The 3,752-nt window shown below is 68.2% G+C and carries 3 protein-coding genes; all 3 read right to left on the reverse strand.

From position 1 onward, the window contains the following. Nucleotides 1-887, reverse strand: an 887-nt coding sequence (locus ACFWSK_RS37460; protein WP_383796584.1) for a condensation domain-containing protein, incomplete at its 3' end; no start/stop codon positions are given. Between the two features lie 268 nt (nt 888-1,155). Continuing rightward, nucleotides 1,156-1,989, reverse strand: a complete 834-nt coding sequence (locus ACFWSK_RS37465; protein ID WP_383796587.1) for an FkbM family methyltransferase — start codon at nt 1,987-1,989, stop codon at nt 1,156-1,158. Then, nucleotides 1,986-3,752 (reverse strand): AMP-binding protein (locus ACFWSK_RS37470; protein WP_383796590.1); only part of this gene is annotated, 1,767 nt, incomplete at its 5' end. The genes ACFWSK_RS37470 and ACFWSK_RS37465, both read right to left, overlap by 4 nt.

Raw genomic sequence — 3,752 nt, forward strand, 5'->3', positions numbered from 1 at the left:
TCTTCCGAACCCGCGTACCGACCCAGCAACACCACATACGCCGACAACAACGTCATGAACATCGACACGCCACACTCACGCGACAACGCCCGCAGACCTTCGGCGACGTCGTGCGGAATGTCGATGCCCACTGTCGCGCCGGCGGAGGAACGCACCGGCGGACGCGGGCGATCAAGGGGCAGTTCCAGTTCCGGTGCACCGGAGAGCCGGTCACGCCAGTAGGACAGTTGCCGCTCCAGCACCTCACCGTCCAGCCACTTCCGCTGCCAGACCGCATAGTCCGCGTACTGCACGTCGAGCGGCGGCAGGGGGTCGGGCTCACCCGCACGGAACGCCTCGTACAGAGCCATGAGCTCGCGGTGGAAGACGGAGTCCGACCACTCGTCGAAGACCACGTGGTGCAGAGCGACCACGAGCACGTGTTCGCCGTGGGCCGCGCGCAGCAGTGTGGCCCGGATCAGCGGCCCCGTCGACAGGTCGAACGGCACCTGGGCGTCGGCCGCCGCCAGCTCCCGTACCGCCTCCGCCGGGTCGGCGCTGTCGGAGACGTCGACCACCGGCAGGGGGAACGGCGCCGGCTCGTCGATCACCTGATGCGGCACACCGTCCGCACCCGCCACCAGACGCGTCCGCAGCACCTCGTGCCGTGCCACCACCCCACCCAACGCCGCACCGAGCGCCGCCACATCGGGGGCACCGTCCCACCGCACCCGCATCGACAGGTTGTACTCGGTCGAACCCGGCTCCAGCTGACTCAGGAACCACAGACGTTGCTGCGCGAAGGACAGCGGAAGGGGCCCGTCCGGACGGGGGTCCCATGCGCGGCGCGATACCTGCTCTCCCCTGAGGCGTCGCTTCAGCAATTCCCGCTTGGCGTCAGAAAGCATCAGTTGTCCCCTGCAAATGAGAAAGCTGAATTAGTGCATGACGGTGCGCTGTTCGGCCCTGAGATATCCGCCGCTGAGCCCTGCCCTTTGAGAGCGGGATCGCAAATGATCCGCTCCGCACAAGGTCATGGCGATGCCACGGCGTGCGCTACGTGCTCATGTGAGTCGAAGATTCCCCGCCTCACCATGGCACACCGCTGGATCATTGATCCAGCGGCTCCATGGCGTACGTGGCGCTCGGGCACCGGTCAGCATTCCGGTGCCGTGTTCAAGTGCTGCGCGGCGGCGTTTGAACGCCTGGTGCGCGCGTGGCGGCGAGTTCGTACAAATCCGTTCCGGCGAGCTTGGGCTGCTGGCTCACCTCGACGGTGAAGCCGTGCCGTTCGAGGAGCTCGGTGATGGCCCGCAGCCGGCCGTCCTCGTCATGGACCTCGGCGACGATGTGGCCGATCACGGGCCAGTGCTGGTCCTCGACCCCGGCCAGGACCAGGTGTTCCGCGCGCTCCACGTCGATCTTCAGGAGGCTGACCTCCCGCAGGCCGTGGGCCCTGATCAGATCGGAGACGGTCAGCGTGGGCACGGTCATGTCGACGCCCCGGTGCAGGTCCCTGACGATCTCCCCGATGTAGTCCTCCGGGATTCCGGTATTGCGCAGGAATATCCGGGTGTTCTCGTCGTCCGCCCGCTGGTCGGCGAACAGCCCGGAGTTTCCGGTGGACCTCGGGTAATAGGTGAAAGTCCGGTGTCCGGCCCGGTCGGACACCGCACTGCGTACGGCGACGGCGCCCGGCAGATGGCGCCGCAGATTCGCCTCCAGACAGGAGAACGTGGTCGGTGCCGGTTCCACGGAGACGATCCTGAGATCAGGTGCTTTCCAGCCGAACATCAACGAGACGATCCCGATGTTCGCCCCGATATCGAGGACGGTGTCGCCGGGCCGCAGGGCGTCCGCTGCCGACCTGTAGAGCCCTGCGTCCACGGCCTCCGCCCAGAGGACCTTTGCCTCCGCCGGACTGACACAGGTGATTCTGCGCCCGTTGGGGAGTTCGTACGCGCTGGTGGCCGCGGCGGCGGACGGCTGCGTCCCTCTGATCCCCGTCATGCGGACGCTCCTCCGTCTTGCTGCCAGCGGGTGATCTCGGCGCTCAGGTAGGCACCCACGGCCTCTGCGCTCTCGCCGTAGAACACGGTCGAGTGTTCGCCCGGCACATCCACGACCTCGGGGCCCCGCGTGACGGGGATCTGCCACTGTTCGAGGGTCCACTTGTAGGGCTTGGGCCGGTCGTCGCGCGGCATGAGGAGCACCACACGGCCGTCGTAGTTCCGCATGCCGCGGTGCATGAGCTCGCCGTAGTACGAGTAGGCGAGCCGGTTGATGGCCAGGGCGCGCATGATCCGCAGGGCATGCTTGTCGCCTTCGCGGACACCCTTGGCGATCTCGTCGTCCGGGGCACCGAGTTTCAGCACCTTCTTCTCGTTCGCCCGGGAGAGCTTCGTGCCCGGAGCGCCTTCGAGGGCCTCCTCGACAGCGGCCAGCAGCTTCCTGTCGGACCGGCCGAACGCCTGACTCGGAAGGCGCCAGGCGAACGGCTGCCGGGCCGGCGCCATGAGGAAGACGCCGCCCACCTCCTTGCCCATGGCGGTCAGCTGGCGCGCCATCTCCAGGGCGACGTAGGAGCTCCCGGACTGGCCGGTCAGCAGGTAGGGGCCTTCCTTCTGCACCCGCAGCATTTCGCCGATGTACGTGGTCGCCATCTCCTCGACGGATGACGGCGGCGCGTCCTCGCCGGTCAGGCCGCGCTCCTGCAGCCCGTAGAACTTCTGTCCCTCGGCCAGGTGCCCGGCGACCTCGGCGAACGCGGCGACCTCACCGGTCAGGGTGTGCACGGCGAATACGGCCGGCTTGATCCTGCCTGCGCGGATGGTCACCACCGAACGGACCTCGGGGTCCTCGGCCTGTATCTGGATCAGCGGAGCGGCGGTCGCGAGGGTCGGGTGGTCGAAGAGGTCCCCGACGCTGATGTCGTGGCCCGCGCCGCGGATACGGCCGACGATCTGGGTGACGAGGAGCGAGTTGCCCCCCAGCTCGAAGAAGTTGTCGTGAGCGCCGATCCGCTCGATCCCGAGGACTTCGGACCAGATCTCCGCGAGGAGTTCCTCCGCCTCGCCGGACGGGGCGGTGTACTCGGTGCTGGTGGAGCGAACCGTCTCGGGTATCGGAAGCGCCGTCCTGTCCACCTTCCCGTTCGTGGTGAGCGGCAGCCTCGACATCTCGGTGAACGCCGCCGGAACCATGTAGTCCGGCAGGCTCCGCAGCAGCAGTTCCCGCAGGTCGGCCGAGTCGGGGATCCCCTCGCTGTGATCGGTGGGCACCAGGTAGGCGGCCAGCTTGCGGTCGGCGCTCTTCCCGTACGCGGTCACGACCGCCGTCCGCACGCCGGCATGCGCGGCAAGTGCCGTCTCGATCTCGCCGGGCTCGACGCGGAACCCGCGGATCTTGACCTGGTCGTCGGCTCGGCCGACGAACTCCAGTCGGCCGTCCGGCAGCCACCGCACCTGGTCACCCGAGCGGTACATGCGCGACCCGTCCGCCACGAACGGGTCCGCGGCGAACCGCTCCGCAGTCAGTTCCGGACGACCCAGGTATCCACGGGCGACGCCCGCGCCGCCGATGAACAGCTCACCTGTCATGCCCACCGGGACGGGCCGCAGCTGGTCGTCGAGGACGTAGACGCGGGTGTTGGCCATCGGGGTGCCGATCGACGGAACGCCCTCACCCTCCGGGTCCAGGACCGCGATGCTCGCACAGACCGTGGTCTCGGTCGGACCGTACGCATTCAGCAGCCGGTACTCGCTGCGCCACAC

Origin of the sequence: Streptomyces sp. NPDC058620 (assembly GCF_042717135.1) — a bacterium.
Classification (GTDB): Bacteria; Actinomycetota; Actinomycetes; order Streptomycetales; family Streptomycetaceae; genus Streptomyces.